At 62.9% G+C, this 15,778-nt stretch carries 18 protein-coding genes and 1 tRNA gene; 3 read left to right on the top strand and 16 right to left on the bottom strand.

Going from position 1 to position 15,778, the window contains the following annotated elements; all coding sequences use genetic code 11:
- Positions 1–5: 5 nt before the first annotated feature.
- The 6 genes from recA to VFO25_13455 form a co-directional block, all read right to left on the bottom strand.
- Complete coding sequence (gene recA, locus VFO25_13480) at positions 6–1,043, bottom strand: recombinase RecA (protein ID HET9343914.1); 1,038 nt, start codon at positions 1,041–1,043, stop codon at positions 6–8.
- Positions 1,044–1,058: 15 nt separating this feature from the next.
- On the bottom strand, positions 1,059–1,964 hold the full coding sequence (gene ftsY / locus VFO25_13475) for a signal recognition particle-docking protein FtsY (protein HET9343913.1): 906 nt from the start codon (positions 1,962–1,964) through the stop codon (positions 1,059–1,061).
- A gap of 197 nt (positions 1,965–2,161) precedes the next feature.
- Positions 2,162–2,998: a FliA/WhiG family RNA polymerase sigma factor gene (locus VFO25_13470; protein ID HET9343912.1), complete on the bottom strand. Its 837-nt coding sequence runs from the start codon at positions 2,996–2,998 to the stop codon at positions 2,162–2,164.
- A complete protein-coding gene (locus VFO25_13465) occupies positions 2,995–3,249 on the bottom strand; it encodes a MerR family transcriptional regulator (protein ID HET9343911.1) in 255 nt (84 codons plus the stop codon). The genes VFO25_13470 and VFO25_13465 overlap by 4 nt, the downstream gene beginning before the upstream one ends.
- Positions 3,250–3,487: 238 nt before the next feature.
- Complete coding sequence (locus VFO25_13460) at positions 3,488–4,066, bottom strand: FHA domain-containing protein (GenBank protein HET9343910.1); 579 nt, start codon at positions 4,064–4,066, stop codon at positions 3,488–3,490.
- 108 nt (positions 4,067–4,174) lie between these two features.
- Positions 4,175–5,194, bottom strand: a complete 1,020-nt coding sequence (locus VFO25_13455; protein ID HET9343909.1) for an ABC transporter permease — start codon at positions 5,192–5,194, stop codon at positions 4,175–4,177.
- A gap of 223 nt (positions 5,195–5,417) precedes the next feature.
- On the opposite strand from VFO25_13455, the gene VFO25_13450 reads away from it, so the two are divergent.
- The 3 genes from VFO25_13450 (at position 5,418) to VFO25_13440 (ending at position 10,048) form a co-directional block, all read left to right on the top strand.
- Positions 5,418–7,517 carry a sodium-translocating pyrophosphatase gene (locus VFO25_13450; protein ID HET9343908.1) on the top strand — a complete coding sequence of 700 codons (2,100 nt, stop codon included), beginning with the start codon at positions 5,418–5,420 and terminating at the stop codon, positions 7,515–7,517.
- 95 nt (positions 7,518–7,612) lie between these two features.
- Entirely contained in the window at positions 7,613–9,130 is a 1,518-nt protein-coding gene (locus VFO25_13445; GenBank protein HET9343907.1) for an energy transducer TonB, read from the top strand.
- Between the two features lie 63 nt (positions 9,131–9,193).
- Positions 9,194–10,048: a M48 family metalloprotease gene (locus VFO25_13440; GenBank protein ID HET9343906.1), complete on the top strand. Its 855-nt coding sequence runs from the start codon at positions 9,194–9,196 to the stop codon at positions 10,046–10,048.
- Between the two features lie 155 nt (positions 10,049–10,203).
- Here the strand turns inward: VFO25_13440 and VFO25_13435 are convergent, their stop codons facing one another.
- From VFO25_13435 to tuf, 10 genes are all read right to left on the bottom strand, one after another.
- Complete coding sequence (locus VFO25_13435) at positions 10,204–11,811, bottom strand: DHA2 family efflux MFS transporter permease subunit (GenBank protein ID HET9343905.1); 1,608 nt, start codon at positions 11,809–11,811, stop codon at positions 10,204–10,206.
- Positions 11,812–11,917: 106 nt separating this feature from the next.
- A complete protein-coding gene (rplL, locus tag VFO25_13430; protein HET9343904.1) occupies positions 11,918–12,295 on the bottom strand; it encodes a 50S ribosomal protein L7/L12 in 378 nt (125 codons plus the stop codon).
- Between the two features lie 79 nt (positions 12,296–12,374).
- A complete protein-coding gene (rplJ, locus tag VFO25_13425) occupies positions 12,375–12,908 on the bottom strand; it encodes a 50S ribosomal protein L10 (protein ID HET9343903.1) in 534 nt (177 codons plus the stop codon).
- A 218-nt stretch (positions 12,909–13,126) separates the two neighbouring features.
- On the bottom strand, positions 13,127–13,831 hold the full coding sequence (gene rplA / locus VFO25_13420; protein ID HET9343902.1) for a 50S ribosomal protein L1: 705 nt from the start codon (positions 13,829–13,831) through the stop codon (positions 13,127–13,129).
- 58 nt (positions 13,832–13,889) lie between these two features.
- A complete protein-coding gene (gene rplK / locus VFO25_13415) occupies positions 13,890–14,309 on the bottom strand; it encodes a 50S ribosomal protein L11 (GenBank protein ID HET9343901.1) in 420 nt (139 codons plus the stop codon).
- Positions 14,310–14,311: 2 nt separating this feature from the next.
- Complete coding sequence (gene nusG / locus VFO25_13410) at positions 14,312–14,854, bottom strand: transcription termination/antitermination protein NusG (protein HET9343900.1); 543 nt, start codon at positions 14,852–14,854, stop codon at positions 14,312–14,314.
- Positions 14,855–15,051: 197 nt separating this feature from the next.
- Positions 15,052–15,339, bottom strand: a complete 288-nt coding sequence (secE, locus tag VFO25_13405) for a preprotein translocase subunit SecE (GenBank protein HET9343899.1) — start codon at positions 15,337–15,339, stop codon at positions 15,052–15,054.
- Positions 15,340–15,368: 29 nt separating this feature from the next.
- A tRNA-Trp gene (locus VFO25_13400) sits at positions 15,369–15,444 on the bottom strand.
- A gap of 18 nt (positions 15,445–15,462) precedes the next feature.
- Entirely contained in the window at positions 15,463–15,627 is a 165-nt protein-coding gene (rpmG, locus tag VFO25_13395) for a 50S ribosomal protein L33 (GenBank protein HET9343898.1), read from the bottom strand.
- Positions 15,628–15,637: 10 nt separating this feature from the next.
- The coding region (gene tuf, locus VFO25_13390; protein ID HET9343897.1) for an elongation factor Tu at positions 15,638–15,778 on the bottom strand (141 nt) is incomplete at its 5' end.

The raw sequence follows: 15,778 nt of genomic DNA, 5'->3' as shown, positions 1-15,778 counted from the left end.
GACCGCTATTCCGCGACGGCGGCGTATCGCAGGCTGCCGTTTTCGACGGCGATCGACGGCTTGGCGATTAGCGCGCGGATCTTCTCTTCGAGCTCGGCCGCCGTGTCCGGATGCTCTTCGAGATAGGCCTTCGCGTTCTCGCGGCCTTGGCCGATCCGCTGATCGCCGTACGTGTACCACGACCCGCTCTTGCCGATGACGTTCTGCTCGAGGCCGACGTCGATGAGCGATCCGGTCTTGCTGACGCCTTTTCCGTACGTGATGTCGAACTCCGCGACTTTGAATGGCGGTGCGACCTTGTTCTTGACGACCTTGACGCGCGTCCGCGAGCCGACGACGTCGGTGCCGACTTTGATCGACTCGAGCCGACGGATGTCAAGCCGCACGGATGCGTAGAACTTGAGCGCCCGGCCCCCGCTCGTCGTCTCGGGGCTGCCGAACATGACGCCGACCTTCTCGCGGATCTGGTTGATGAATATCATCGTCGTCCGCGACTTGCTGATCGCCGCAGTCAGCTTGCGCAACGCCTGCGACATGAGGCGTGCCTGGAGGCCGACGTGGGCATCGCCCATGTCGCCTTCGATCTCCGCCTTCGGCACGAGCGCCGCGACCGAGTCGATGACGACGATGTCGACCGCGTTCGAACGGACGAGCATCTCGGCGATGTCGAGCGCCTGCTCACCTGTGTCCGGCTGCGAGACGAGCAAGTTGTCAAGATCGACGCCGAGATTGCGCGCGTAGAGCGGGTCGAGCGCGTGCTCGACATCGATGAACGCCGCGGTGCCGCCGTTGGACTGGGCCTCGGCGATGCAGTGGAGCGCGATCGTCGTCTTGCCCGAGGACTCCGGCCCGTAGATCTCGACGACGCGTCCGCGCGGGATGCCGCCGACGCCGAGCGCGAGGTCGAGCGCGATGCTCCCGGTCGATATGACCTCGATCTGCATGGCCGCCGCGGCCTCGCCGAGCTTCATGATCGAGCCCTTGCCGAATTGACGCTCGATCTGAGCGACGGCGTTCTCAAGGGCCTTCTCTTTGTCAGACACCTATGCGTTCTCCGATCAGAATAGCGCTTCGACGTACGATCGAGGATCGAACGTCTTGAGTTGGTCGACCTGCTCGCCGAAGCCCACGTACTTCACCGGCAGATCGATCTGGTCCATGATCGCAACGATTATCCCGCCCTTGGCAGTGCCGTCAAGTTTCGTGAGGACGATGCCCGAGACGTCGCCGGCCTCGTGGAAGAGGCGCGCCTGCGAGATCGCGTTTTGTCCTGTCGTCGCGTCGAGGACGAGCAGCGTTTCGTGCGGCGCGCCTTCGACGGCGCGCGCGATGACGCGCCGTATCTTCTTCAGTTCTTCCATCAAGTTGTGCTTGGTCTGCAGTCGTCCTGCCGTGTCGACGAAGACGACGTCGACGCCCCTCGATTTGGCCGCCGCCAGACCGTCGAAGACGACCGCGGCCGGATCGGCTCCCTCGCGTTGGCGCACGATCTCTGCCCCGCTCCGCTTCGCCCAGATCTCGAGCTGCTCGGCGGCGGCGGCCCGGAACGTGTCGCCGGCGACGAGCATGACCGACCTGCCCCGCGACCGCTCCTGAGCGGCCAATTTGCCGATCGTCGTCGTCTTCCCCGAGCCGTTGACGCCGACGACGAGGACGACGTGCGGTTTAGAGCGTTGCGGTGTCGGCGCGATCGACGGGTGGTTGAGGTAGTCGGCGACATCGGTGCGGAAGACGCGGATGACGTCGCCGGCCGCCAGTAGATTCTGTTGCTGCGCCGCGATCTTGAGTTGACCGACGATCTTTTCCGTCGTGGCGACGCCGAAGTCGGCGGCGATGAGCGTCTCTTCGAGCTCCTCCCAAAACGCGTCGTCGACCATTTGCCGGCCGATGAGCGCGTTCCAGTGCCCTGCCAGCTGGTCGCGCGTCTTCGCGAGTCCGGCTCGCAGCGACGACAAGAAGCTCATGTGCGTGGTGTTTCGGACGATGCCGCGACTCGACCTTGGTAGGCCTCGCCATAGAACGGTCGAGCTATAGCTCGACCGCCGCGATCGCGCCATAGAAAAAGATGGAGCGGTCGACCTTTACGGTCGACCGCCACGACCTTGTCGAGCGTCTGTAGCGATCGAGCTTTAGCTCGACCGCTACAACAAATGGGGCCGCGCTATTGCGAGGCGGTTTGCGGGGCTTGCGGCTTTTTGCGGACGTACTTCTGCTTGACGTTGGGGTCGCCTTCGCGGTAGCCCATGTCGACGTGCATCGCCTTCAGCTTCGACCGCAGCCGGATGACGGCTTGCGCGTGTATCTGCGAAACGCGCGATTCGGAGACGTCGAGAACGCTCTTGATCTCCTTGAGCGTCAGCCCTTCGAAGTAATAGAGGGAGATGACGGTCCGCTCTTGCGCGGGCAGGCTGTCGACAGCCGTTGCGAGCGCCCCGCGCACTTCGTTCGACTCGATGAGATGGGTCGGATCGGGGGTGTTGTCCTTGAGCGTATCCATGAGAGCCACGTCGTGGCCCTTCTCGTTGGGCAGAAACTCTTCGAGCGATAAGATCGACGTACCCCGGATCTTGAGCAGCAAGCCGTGGTACTCGCGGACCGTGATGGAGAGCGCCGCGGAGACTTCATCGTCCTCGGGAACGCGGCCCAAGCGGTTTTCGAGGTCCGCGAAAACGCGCTCCATCTCGCGCGCCTTTTGTCGGACCGCGCGCGGCACCCAATCGAGCGCGCGAAGCGCGTCGAGGATCGCTCCGTTGATGCGGGTGATGGCGTAGGTCTCGAATTTGACTCCACGCGAGTCGTCGTACTTGCCGATCGCGTCGATGAGGCCGAGGATGCCTTCATTGATGAGGTCGTTGATCTCGACGTGCGGCGGCAGGTTGATCGAGATCCGGCCGGCGACGTACTTCACCAAGTGCAGATACTTATGGATGACCTCTTCGCGGGTGAGCGTCATCCCGCCGATCGTGCACTTGTCCTTGGGCTGCAGACGCGCCGTCACGGCCGGGTCCGCTTTCGTTCGGCGGTAGCCTGCGTGCCGTTCGGGTGCTTGACTTGAAGGAGTCGGGCGAGCGACTCGCGCCGGAACCGGTACTGCCCGCCGGGCGTCTTTATCGCCTCGACAAGCCCTTCGCGGGCCCATCGACGGATCGCGGCGTCCGTCATATCGAACGCTCGGGCGACCTCACCGGACGTCATCCATTCCTTCGGCTGTTTGCCGAGGTCCGGCCGGCCACGCGCCTTCGAAGCCAAGTTCGCCTACGACCTCCGTATCATAACGCAAATGCCCTCACACGAATCGATTCTCAGGATTCGATCGACGTGGGACGCGTCAGGCGGTTCCGGGTCGCGAGGTTCGCTATTTACGGTTTTCACCCTTTTTTTGAAAACGTCGATTATTTGCGCGTCGTCACACTCTTGGGAGCGCAGGCAAAACAAAGCACCGGCTCCTCACGGAGGCCGGCGCTCAAGGTGGTGGCTTGGTACGAATCTACCTGGCGGTACCGCCCGCGATGCGCACCGTGCACCGCGTCTGCCCGAAGGTTATCTCGTCGCCGTCGCGCAGCGGGGTGAGCACGTGCGGGGCCAGCTGTTGCGTCACGTTGACGAACGTGCCGTTGACGCTCTCGAGGTCTTCGACGACGAGCGCGCCCTGGCGGCGCAAGATGAAGGCGTGCCGGCGCGAGACGTACTGCGACTCGTCGTAGGCCGACAGATCGACGTCCGGCCGCACGGTGTCGACGGAAGACGACCGCCCGACGAGGGATATGTCCTTTTCGAGGTCGATCGCGACGTCGCCGCCGACGTCGCCGATCCCGTGGATGAGCAAGGTCGCCTTGAGCTCACCGACGTCGACGCGCCGCGTGACCCCGAGATCGAGATCGACGCCTGCGATCGGGAGCTCGTCGCCGCAGACCTTGCAGAACGTCTCACCCGAAAGGTTGCGCGCGAAGCAGCGCGAGCAAATGCGCGCGGGCTGTTCTTTGCGCGTCGCCGGATATACCGTGATAGGTGTGGCGCGGTCTTGGTCTTTCATCATGCCCATCCGCGATCGCATGCGCGCGTTCAAATGCCTGTTCCCCCATAACCCGTACTATGGTAGTTATCGTACCATGCGCTCTGAACGCCCCGTGTGACCGCCGACACAGGCCGTCCTCGCTGTGCTTGAGGTCAACGGTCAGGCGTAGCGGATGCGCGGGTCGAGCGCGGCGTAGAGCAGATCGACGATGAGGTTGACGACGACGAAGGTCGTCGCGAACAACAGCACCGCTCCGTTGATGAGCGGGTAATCGCGGTTGCTGATCGCCTCGTATGCGAGCCGGCCGACGCCCGGCCACGAGAAGATGCTCTCCGTGAGGACGGCGCCCCCGAGCAGCGAGCCGGTCTGCAGACCGATGACCGTCACGATCGGGATCATCGCATTGCGCAATCCGTGGTTGACGACGACCGCCCACGCCCCTAGTCCTTTCGCCTTCGCCGTACGCACGTAGTCCGTCCGCAGCACCTCGAGCATGCCTGCGCGGGTCATCTTCGCGACGATCGCCATGGGTATCGTCGAAAGCGTGATCGCCGGTAGGACGAGGTGGCTCAACGCGTCGGCGAAAGCGGGCCAGTCGCCGGCGAGAAGCGCGTCGATCGTCATGAAGTGCGTGTGGGCCGGGAAGTCGTAACGGATGTCGAGCCGGCCGCCGGCCGGGAACAGGTTGAGGCCGATCTTCGTCGGCTCGTACGCGAGCAGGAACAGAAGCATCCAGCCGAGCCAGAAGACCGGGATCGAAACGCCGAGCAGCGCGCCGCTCGTGACGAGCGTATCGAGCGGCTTGCGATGGTTGAGCGCGGCGATGATCCCCGCCGGCACACCGATCACGATCGCGACGATCATCGCGGCGAGAGCCAGCTCGACGGTCGCCGGGAAATATTCCGCGAGCTTGCTCGCGACCGGCTGATGGTCGGCCAGCGACGTGCCAAGATTGCCGTGCGCGACTTGTGTCAGGTACGCGCCGAGCCTGACGTACCACGGCTTGTCGAGCTGCAGATCGTGCGTCACGCGTTCGATGTCCGCGCGCGACGCGTGCTGGCCGAGCAGCACTTGCACCGGATTGCCCGGGATCGCGCCCAAGAATACGAACGATACGATGCAAATCGCGAACAGTACCGCGATGAAGCGCACTGCACGCTGCGCGAAGAACTTGAGCACGATGCGCTGTTTTCCAGCCGCTCGACGCGACGGCCCTGCCGATTCTCCGGCAGCCGAGCGGTGCCGCGGCGCAGGAGGGCCCGGGTGGAGGGCAAACCAGACTCGAACATCATACGCACATGAGGCCCCGCGCAAATCGGTCAGGGCCTAGCCGCATGTCGTACCCTGCGTTGTCGTGCGGCCCGCGCTTGCCTTCACAGCTATTGGAGACACGTTCGAGCCGATGAATCTGCAAAGCTCCGGCGCCACGGCGCTCGCCATCCCCTTCGCGCTCATCTGCGGCGTCATCGCGATCGCCTACGGCGCGTACCTCATCTTCTGGGTGTTGCGCCAGCCCGCGGGGTCGGCACGCATGCAAGAGATCGCCGCGGCGATCCAAGAGGGCGCGATGGCGTACATGCGGCGCCAGTACACGACGATCGCCGTCGTCGCGATCATCCTCGCGATCATCATCGGGATCTTCCTCCATTGGCAGGCGGCGGTCGGCTTCTTGATCGGGGCGATCCTCTCGGGCGCGACCGGGTTCATCGGCATGTCCATCGCGGTGCGCGCGAACGTCCGCACCGCTGAAGCGGCGAAAGGCGGACTCGCGAGCGCGTTCAACGTCGCGTTCCGCGGCGGCGCTATCACCGGCTTGCTCGTCGTCGGTCTCGGCATCATCGCCGTCGCCGGCTACTTCTGGATCATGTCGCAGGTCTACCCGGGCGATCTGCCCAGCGCGCTCAACGCGATGGTCGGGCTCGCATTCGGGTGTTCGCTCATCTCGGTCTTCGCGCGTCTCGGCGGCGGCATCTATACGAAGGGCGCCGACGTCGGCGCCGATCTCGTCGGCAAGGTCGAAGCTGGCATTCCCGAAGACGATCCGCGCAATCCGGCGGTCATCGCGGACAACGTCGGCGACAACGTCGGCGATTGCGCCGGCATGGCGGCAGACCTCTTCGAGACCTACTGCGTGACGACGGTCGCGGCCATGCTCCTCGGCGCCCTCGTCTTCGGCCGCAACGGCGACCTCGCGATGACGGCGGTCGTCTTCCCGCTCGTCCTCGGCGGGATCTCCATCATCATGTCGATCATCGGCACGATGTTCGTCCGCGTCAGCGGCAAGAACATCATGGGCGCGATGTACGTCGGCGTCACCGTCGCAGCCGTCCTCTCGGCTATCGCCTACTGGTTCGCGACCGGTTCGGTCATGGGCGGCGCAGAAGCGGCCGTCAACAACGTCCAGTACGAGCCGTGGCGACTGTGGGTGTGCGGGATGGTCGGGCTTGCGATCACCGGTCTGCTTATGTGGATCACGGAGTACTACACCGGCACCCAGTATCCGCCGGTTCAGGAGATCGCGAAGTCTTCGACGACCGGACACGCGACGAACATCATCACCGGCCTCGCGGTATCGATGAAATCGACGACGCTGCCGGCGCTGACGATCGTCATCGGCATCCTCGTCGCGTTCGGGTTGTCGGGTTTGTACGGCGTCGCGATCGCGGTCATGGCGATGCTCTCGATGGCGGGCGTCATCGTCGCACTCGATTCGTACGGTCCGATCACCGACAACGGCGGCGGCATCGCCGAAATGGCGCAGCTCGGCCCGGAGATCCGGGCGATCACGGATCCGCTCGACGCCGTCGGCAACACGACGAAGGCGGTCACGAAGGGCTATGCGATCGGTTCGGCCGCGCTTGCCGCGATCGTCCTGTTCGCGTCGTTCCAGCAAGAGCTGCAAGCCGCGGGCCGTAACCTCGTCTTCGCGCTCGACAATCCGTACGTGCTCGTCGGTCTGCTCGTCGGCGGCGCGCTGCCCTACCGCTTCGCTGCGCTGTGCATGGAAGCGGTCGGCCGCGCCGGCGGTGCTATCGTCGAAGAAGTGCGCCGTCAGTTCCGCGAGATCAAGGGCATCATGGAAGGGACCGCGCGCCCCGACTACGGCCGCTGCGTCGACATCGTGACGTCCGCTGCGCTCAAAGAGATGATCGTGCCGGCGCTCATCCCGGTGCTCACGCCGATCGTCATCGTCCTGGTGGGCTTCATCCCGTTCATCGGACCTGGCAACGCGGCGCTCATCCTCGGCGGCGCGCTCATCGGTTCGATCGTCACCGGATTCTTCGTCGCGGTATCGATGACGTCGGGCGGCGGCGCCTGGGATAACGCCAAGAAGTACATCGAGGACGGCAACTACGGCGGCAAGCGCAGCCCGGCCCACCAGGCCGCCGTCACCGGCGATACGGTCGGCGATCCGTACAAAGACACCGCAGGGCCCGCGATCAATCCGATGATCAAAGTCCTCAACATCGTCTCGCTGCTCTTAGTGCCGTTCCTGCACTAGGTATCGGTTGATGGGAGCGGTCGAGATTTATCTCGACCGCCGCGGCCGCGCTTGAGCGAAGGACGACGGCAGCACCCCATAAGGGGAGGCACCGCGTGAACCGATTTCCAGGATTGCGCATCTCGCCTGTTGCTTGGTCTGCGTTGACCGCCGTTGGACTGCTGTTCTGCACAGGGAGAGGGGAAGCAGCAACCTGCCCTATCACGCTCGAATCCGTTGTCGACGTCGGACGCGCCGCATCGGGCGCTTACGAGAGCTATCAGGTCACGGTGACGGGTGGCGCGGGTCAGGTCTCTTCTATCTCTTTCTTGCTACGCACATCAGGCTCTAGCACTACCGACGAGACGACCTGGCAAGACGTCACACTGGCCCAGGATAAGCGGGTGGCGTACAAGTGGCAGGTTCCCCGTGCGCTCGGCACGTTCGATCGACCGACCGCGGACATCAGCGCTGTATCGATATCTCGTGTCGTGACTTCTCCGACCTCTGCAGGGATCGATTGCAGCCTAGCTTGGCAATCGGTCACGGACGTTCAAAGCGAGTTCGGAATCGCGAGCACCGAAATCGATACGTTCGATTCGGCGCATGTGATCGATCCGTCGGTTCAGAGCTTCGCCAAGCACGTGTACGAGACACCCGGAAATGTCGATCTCGGATACGGATATCCGCGTCAAGAGATGCTTAAAGGCATTCAAGGCGTCGTGAACATCGAGATATTTTTTAACGCATCAGGGCTCCCAAATGACTTCCGAATTCTCGATTCAAGCCAAGACGACGGACTCGACACTTATGCGCTAGCAGAAGCGCGCAGAATAAGATATGCGCCGCCGCTGAAGGACGGGAAGCCTGATCCGGATGGTGCCGAACTGGTCGTCTATGCATTTCCCAAATGGCCGGCGCCGGCCCCGGAGGCGCCGCGCGACTCATGCCCAGCACAAATCTCGTTCGGTTGGTTGTCCAACGCCGGCCAGTCGGGTGAAACGGATTGGTACACAGTCGTGGCTACGACGTCCGCCGCGAATATCACGAGCCTAGAGGTAGCGGCAGAAGATGCGTCGGGCACGAGATACTCGATACCTTGGAATCAAGTGGCATTTGCTAATCCGCCCGGCGCTTCGGGCAACGACCTCGATGCACGTGGTGCGTTCGCTTGGTCGGCGGCGGCTTTGACCAAAGTGTGGGTAGACAAGATCACATACGCAGACGGGCACCAAACGACGTGCGACAAGTTCTACGCCGTCGTGGACCAAAGCGCTGCGGCCAAGCACGCATATCGAGTCTGGGCCGGAGCACCCGAGCAAGCTTCGGTCTTCAACGTCAAGCCGGCGATATTCGGACAGCAGATCGCGCAGCCGGTTTTCCCACCGGCTGCACTCAGTGCACATTCGACCGGTCGGGTATTCGTCGATACGATCATCGACCCCAAAGGCAAACCGGTGGCATCGCTTGTCGTCGGTTCCTCCGGATACGACGACCTCGACCGAGCGGCTGTGGAAGCTGCAATGAAGAGCCGCTACGAGGCCTCGCCTGGCACCGGCCTTCGCGTCGTCCTGACATCGTATGGGTTTCTCTCCGAGCCCGGCGGCGATGCCTTCTTCCGAAACCACATCTGAGAATTTGGTGAGCCTCCGGCCGGTATTCGCGACAAACCTGACACAAGAGACGTTATCAGAGCGATGAAACCCGCCGAATACTGCCTCCATTGCAACCCCGCGTTGCTCAAGCGATCCGACCTTTTGAAGGGTGCCGGCGCCGCTGCTATCGCGGCAGTCGCCGCAGCAGCGCTGCCGAGCGAAGCCTTGGCCGACGCGCACGATCAGGAACGCCAGATAGGCAACCAAGTCTACCAGCAGCTTCGCAGCCAGAACCAGATCGAGGACACGTCCCCCTGGTATCCCGCGCTCCGTGCGGTGGGCGATAAGATCGCCGCCGCGAATCAGCCGCGATGGTACAACCAGAACTGGATCCTCGTCAAGGGTAAGGATGTCAACGCGTTTTCGGTGCCCGGCGGCAGCGTCTACGTGAACGATGCGCTCATGGCGCAGGCCGAGAACGAGGACGAGCTCGCCAGCGTCCTCGGCCACGAAACCGGACACCTCGTGCTCGGCCACGTCATGGACCGGATCCACAAAGCGCAGACCGCCCAGATCATCGGCAGCGTGCTGAGCATCTTCATCCACAATCAGATGACGTTCGACCTCGTCAATTACCTCGGCAGCTACGCGTTTTTGAACTTCAGCCGCGCACAGGAATACCAGGCGGATCACGAGGGCGTCATCCTCGCCGGCCAGGCAGGCTACAACCCCTGGGGCATGGTCTGGTTCTTCCAGAAACTCGAAAAACTTTACGGCAACGCCGGCTTCGAGCAGTATGTGCAAGACCACCCGGCGACGAGCGATCGCATCTCGCGCATCGAGCAGTTTTTTAAGAGCGACCCGAAGCAGTTCGGCAAGTATTCGAGTAGACTAACGGTCACGAGCGGTCTTACGAAGTCGACAACCGACACGAGCCTTATCTACAAGCCCTCGTAGCAGAGGCACCGGCAATCGAGCTAAAGCTCGACCGCTACATTCTCTCATTTGATAAGACCGCGGCGGTCGACCGTAAAGGTCGACCGCTTCAATCTATCTGAGTGGTATGGCCACGGCGGTCGAGATAAATCTCGACCGCTCCCTTGCGTTGGTGCCTACTCGGCGTGCAGCGGGGCCGGGCCGGGGACGCGCTTGCTCTTCTGGAGCAGCAGCACCGCGGGCAGCGTCACGAAGAAGAGCAGCGCCGAGATCCGGAAGAGATCCTCGTACGCGATCGCCGTCGCATTGAGCTGGAGCTGCCCAGCGATCTGCATGAGCGCCGTCTGGTGCGCCTCCGTCGCAGTCGCGCCGGTCGCCATGATCCTGGCGGCTGCCGCCGCGATCGCCTGTTGGACGATCGACCGGCCGTCGTTGATCTGCGACGCAAGCGAGGCGTAGACGCGCTGGATGTCGCCCTGAAGATAGGTCGTCAGAAACGCGATGCCGAGACTGCCGCCGATCTGCCGAAGCAACGTGCCGATGCCCGTCGCGTTAGCGATCTGATCCCGGCGCAGCGCGGAGATCGTGACGACCGAAAGCGGCACGAAGATGAAGCCAAGCGCGAAACCTTGCCACGCCCGCGGCCAGAAGATATCCCAGAAGCCGGATTGCTGCGTCAGGTGGCTCATCGCCCAGGTCGAGAACGCGAACATCGCCAGCCCGGCGGCCATGATGAGGCGGGCATCGATGCGATTCGACAGCCGCCCGATGACGAGCATGCTCAGCGCCGTCGCGAGCGCGCCGGGCAACAACGCGACGCCGGTCTGCCACGCATCCCATCCGAGCAGCGCCTGCATGAACAGCGGCAAGATGAGGCTCAGTCCGAACAAGCCGAAACCGGTGACGATGCCGACGATGTTGCCGGCGGTGAACGTCCGGTTCGCGAAGACGCGCAGGTCGACGAGCGGGTTCTCCACCCGCAGCTCACGCCAAACGAACGCGACGAGGCAGATGATCGAGCTCACGGTCAGCACGATGATGAGCGGGGAGTTGAACCAATCGTCATGTTGTCCGCGCTCGAGGACGTACTGGAGCGACGCGAGGCCGATAGTGAGCAAGCCGAGCGCAAGCACGTCGAGCGGCTGCTCGTGCTTCTCGATGTAGTGCGGGTCGTCAATGAAGGCGAGCGCCATGAAGAATGCGACGATGCCGATCGGCAGGTTGATATAGAAGATCAGCGGCCAATTGTAATTCGACACGAGGTAACCGCCGAGAAGCGGCCCGACCGCCGGCCCGACCATCGCTCCGAGGCCGAAAAGCGCCATGCTCTGCGAACGCTTCTCGGGTGGGAACGACTCGAAGAGGATGGCTTGCGCGGTCGGCTGGAGCGCACCGCCGCCGATGCCTTGGATGACGCGATAGGCGACGAGCTGCCAGATGTTCGTCGCCGTACCGCATAGCGCCGACGCGATCGTGAAGATCGCGACCGAAACCGCGTAGTAGTTCTTGCGTCCGAACCTCGCGGTCAACCACCCGTTGAGCGGCATGATGATGACCGCCGAGAGCAGATATCCGGTGGCGACCCAACCGACCTCGTCGAGCGACGCGCCGAGATTGCCGCCGATCTGGTTGAGCGCGACATTGACGATCGTCGTGTCGATGATCGCCATGATCATGCCGAGCATGACGGCAAGGCTGATCAGAGCCAAGCGCCGCTGGCCAGGCTCGGCTGGGTTGATCTCTTGGCGCACGCCGCTCGTGCGTGCTATGGTCGCGCTGCTCACGCTTCTATAGTATCCTAACAGCTGGGCTTACGTCTGTGAACCCGCTTAGAAAAAGAGCGCCGAGGGCGACCCTCGGCGCATCCGTTTCGTTGACCTGCGGATCGTACTACTTAATCTCGACCTTCGCGCCTTCGCTTTCGAGCTTGGCCTTGACCGCGTCGGCTTCTTCCTTTGTGACGCCGGTCTTGACGGCCTTGGGAGCACCCTCGACGAGGTCCTTAGCTTCCTTGAGGCCGAGGCCGGGCACGACTTCGCGCACGACCTTGATGACGTTGATCTTCTTCTCGCCGGCCGCCGTGAGGATGACGTCGAATTCGGTCTTCGCTTCCGCGGCAGGCGCTGCTGCGCCACCGCCGCCCGCAGCCGCGACCGCGACCGGTGCCGCCGCCGTAACGCCGTACTTCTCCTCGAGCGCTTTGACGAACTCGTGGAGCTCGACGACCGTGAGCTTGTCGATCTGATCGAGCAATTCGCTGATAGCCATGATTGTCCTGATTTCCTTTCTCATGCCGAGCAGCGCTCGGCCGGTCGAGCTAAAGCTCGACCGCTACAATTCTTAGTGCTTAAGCGGCTGGTTCGGCTTGCGCGCGCTTCTCGTGGATCGCGCTGAGCACGTAGACCAGACGACGGTGGTGGCCTTGCATCGCTCCGTGCAGTCGGTAGATCGGAGAGCGCAGGCTGCCGACGAGTCGCGACAGGAGCTCGCCGCGCGGCGGCACCTTCGACAGCGCCTCGATCTGCGCGCGATCGATGACGCGTCCGTCGACGATCGCGGCCTTGATCTGCAGCTTCTTCGAGTCGTTCGCGAACTGCGTCAGCGCTTTTGCGGCACCGACCGGGTCCGGTCCGACGAAGGCGATCCCGGTCGGTCCTTCGAGCACGGACTTGAGCTCCGTCCGCTTCTCGCCGCCGATCGCGATGCCGAAGAGCGTGTTCTTCACGACTTCGTACGAGACGGATTCCTTGCGGAGCGCGTTTCGCAACGTGCGCAGCTCGGTGACCGTCAGTCCGCGGAAGTCGGTGAAGAAGACGTTCGGATGCGCCGCAAGCCTTTGCTTGAGCTCCTCGATCGCTTCGTTCTTTTTCTCGGTAGGCATGGTCGTGTATTCACCTCCTCGCTCTGAACGTGACGAACGCCCTCTCGAGAGTCCTCGAGAAAGCGCCCGTGCCGTCCGGAGCGAGAGGCTCCGTCAAACCCGTTCACTTCCTCGGCAGGTCCCCTTTCGGGGATTAACGCGCGCGAGCGCGGCCTGCTGTCATCGGACGTCCGGTTGGAACGGTCGACCTTTACGGTCGACCGCCTCAAATCTTTATGTCATGCCGCCGTTGCGGACTTGAGCCGCGTCGGATCGACGCGTACGCCCGGACCCATCGTCGTCGCGAGCGTAACGCTGCGCAGGTACGTGCCCTTCGCAGACGCCGGCTTGGCGCGGACGATCGCGTCCATGAGCGCCGTGAAATTGTCCAGCAGCGCCTCTTCGGTGAACGACGCCTTGCCGACGATGCAGTGGATGATCGCCGTCTTGTCGAGCCGATACTCCACCTTGCCGGCTTTGATCTCACCGACCGCCTGGCGCAGATTATTCGTCACCGTGCCGACCTTCGGGTTCGGCATGCGTTGCGCGAGGATCTTGCCGAGCTTCGAGCCGACGGCGCCCATCATGTCCGGCGTCGCGACCGCGATGTCGAAATCGCCCCAGCCGCCCTTGACGCGTTCGATGAGATCATCGTCGCCCACGACGTCGGCGCCGGCCTCGGTCGCCTCCTTCGCCTTCTCACCCTTCGCGAAGACGATGACGCGCTTCGTCTTGCCGGTGCCGTGCGGAAGCACGACCGTGCCGCGGACGTTCTGATCGCTCTTCTTCTGGTCGACGCCGAGACGGATGTGCACCTCGACCGTCTCGTCGAATTTCGCCTTCGCCGTCGCCTTGATAGCCTTGACGGCGCCTATCGGATCGACGAGCCGCTCTTCGCCGAGCGACTTGACGCTCTCCAGATACTTCTTACCGTGCTTGCTCAACTTGTAGTCTCCTTGTGGTCCAAGCGGAGCGACTCGCTCCTCCCACGGATATCTGAGGTTATCCGACTTCGATGCCCATCGACCGCGCGGTGCCGGCGACGATCTTCATCGCCGCGTCTATGTCGTTGGCGTTGAGGTCGTTCATCTTCTTCTGCGCGATCTCGCGCAACGCGGACGGGGTCAGCTTGCCGACCTTCTTGCGATTCGGCTCGCCCGAGCCTTTCTCGACGCCGGCAGCCTTCTTTATGAGCTCCGACGCGGGCGGCGTCTTCAAGATGAATGTGAACGAGCGGTCTTCGTATACCGTGATGACGGCCGGAATGATCTGGCCGGCTTCCTTGGCCGTCCGCTCGTTGTACGTCTTGCAGAACTCCATGATATTGATGCCGTGCTGACCAAGCGCCGGCCCGACGGGCGGCGCCGGCGTCGCTTTGCCGGCATTGCACTGTAGCGTGATCTTCGCGATGACCTTCTTCACGGTTATACCTTTTCGACCTGATAGAACTCGAGCTCGACCGGCGTCTCGCGGCCGAAGATCGATATGAGCGCGCGCAGCTTCTCCTTCTGCGGGTCGATCTCGTCGACCGTGCCGGTGAAGTCGAAGAACGGTCCGGACGTCACCTTGACGCGGTCCCCTCTGCTGAAGTCGATCTTGAGCTTCGGCGTCTCGATGCCCATCTGCTTGAGGATCGTCTTCACTTCTTTGTCTGCGAGCGGAAGCGGCTTTTCGCCCGAGCCCGGCGATCCGACGAAGCCGGTGACGCCTTGCGTGTTGCGCACGACGTACCACGACGCGTCGGTCATCTTCATCTCGACGAGGACGTAGCCGGGATACACCTTCTTCTCGACCTCGCGCCGCTTGCCGTCCTTGAACTCGACTTCTTTGTCCATCGGAACGAGGACACGGTAGACGAAATCTTGCATGGCCATCGACTTGATGCGCCGCTCGAGATTCGCCTTGACCTTGTTCTCGTAGCCCGAATACGTGTGGATGACGTACCACTTGCGATCCGGATCGACGATCTCGACAGGCTCCGCCGGTTCCGCGGCAGGTTCGTCAGAATCCACGACCGATTCGTCTACCTCTGCGGCCTCGGCCGCCTCTTCGCTCTCGATCTCGAGCGCGCTCGCGTCGGCGCCCTCGTTCGCGACGTCAAGGATGTCGTCCGAAGCCGCTAGTGCCTCGTCGCGCTGTTCGAGCTCTTCCACCACTTCGTCCGTCATTGCCCTGTCTTGAAGATCCAGACCGCGAGCTGGCCGATCGCCGTCGTCCAGACCGCGACGATGAGCACGAGACCGATCGTCACGAGTGTCGCCGATACCCACTCTTCGCGGCTCGGCCACGTCACGCGTTTCATTTCCGAAACGATCGCGCGCAAGCCGTCCTGAAACGCCCGATAGCGGCGCTCGCGTTCTTCGACGCGCGCCTCGGCAGCCTTATCCCGCTTCGGATCGTTCTTCATAACGTTCGACGTCTTGCCGTCGGGCGGATCCTTGATGCCTTTCACGACTTTGCTTCCTGCTTCCGGCGACATACTGGCAGGGCGGACAGGACTCGAACCTGCAACCAACGGTTTTGGAGACCGCTACTCTACCAATTGAGCTACCGCCCTACGCCGCCGGTCCTCTCCTTATCGCGTCTCTTTGTGCGGCTTGTGGCACTTGCACCACTTGCAATACTTCTTGATCTCCAGCCGCGCCGTCGTATGCTGACGATTTTTCATCGACGTGTAGTTGCGGCGCTTGCAGTCGCCGCACGCGAGCGTGATGATGACCCGGTTTTCTTTCTTCGCCATCTCTGCTCGCCTACTCGATGACCTTGGTGACGACGCCTGCGCCGACCGTCCGGCCGCCCTCGCGGATCGCGAAGCGCAAGCCTTCCTCGCACGCGATCGGCGTGATCAGCTCGACGATCATCCGCACGTTGTCCCCCGGCATGACCATCTC

It is taken from the genome of Candidatus Eremiobacteraceae bacterium, assembly GCA_035710745.1.
In the GTDB taxonomy this organism is placed as follows: domain Bacteria; phylum Vulcanimicrobiota; class Vulcanimicrobiia; order Eremiobacterales; family Eremiobacteraceae; genus JANWLL01.
Note: the sequence above shows the minus strand (reverse complement) of the source record. Positions and strands in the feature narration are given on the sequence as shown.